Below are 779 nucleotides of genomic sequence, written 5' to 3'. Positions count from 1 at the left end.
CTTTTTTTGTCTATAGAAGGTTCAACTAATCGCCATAGGTCTTTAGGGCGGAAACATCTACTTTTTAACCATCGGCTAACCGTGTCATGAGATAAAGGCGATGGGCTGACTTCTGATAACGCCAAACTAGAGTATCTTACACTGCTTACTTGCAAGAATATTTTATAGATATCTTTAATGCATGGATAACCGGACAAAATATGAACATCCTGATTTTTTCTTGTTTTTAAATTTATACTTCTTTTTTAGAGACTGCGAAACTCGTGAATGATGCTGAAACGCCTTTACCGTTATTGTCATAGGCGTAAAATTCAATGGTGGCGTTAACGTAACAGCCTGAGTAGGGACGACCGTCTTGCGCTGTCAGAGGTGAGAGATTACGGTCGAAGACTGACGGGCGAGATTTGTTGCTGGCGCTGAGGTACATGTTTCCGGCATAACCGTCGTATTCCTTATTGTCTCCATCCTGAAAGCAAAAACGGTTAGGATTGTTGCAAATGTTGTTATAAATTTTTTCGATATCTTTTACGCCCCATTTTTCCTTAATGACCGCCTCAATCCCCTTTTTGATTTCCTTAATCAGTTCAGTACGACTTTTAGGAATAAGGAAATTGGCGCGGTATCTGAAAGCGCCCTGACCACTAAACTGAGAAGGTTCAAATAACTCAGGAAAAGCCAGACGTACGTTGTTTAATTTGATTTTCATCACGTTACCTTTTAATTAGATGGATTTATCAGCGAGTGACGCTTCGGTCACATCGTCAAAGTCGTTCAAGGGG

Annotated in this window: 1 protein-coding gene and 1 pseudogene; both read right to left on the bottom strand. The window is 40.6% G+C overall.

Annotated elements, in window-relative coordinates; genetic code table 11:
• Window positions 1-197: hypothetical protein (locus CBG25_RS06180; RefSeq protein WP_290604058.1), on the bottom strand; the 197-nt coding region annotated here is incomplete at its 3' end.
• Window positions 198-268: 71 nt separating this feature from the next.
• A pseudogene (locus tag CBG25_RS06175) lies at window positions 269-706 on the bottom strand (DUF2815 family protein); the annotation flags it as partial.
• Window positions 707-779 lie beyond the last annotated feature (73 nt).

Origin of the sequence: Arsenophonus sp. ENCA (assembly GCF_002287155.1) — a bacterium.
Taxonomy (GTDB): Bacteria; Pseudomonadota; Gammaproteobacteria; order Enterobacterales; family Enterobacteriaceae; genus Arsenophonus; species Arsenophonus nilaparvatae.
This window is presented reverse-complemented; position numbering and strand designations above follow the sequence as displayed.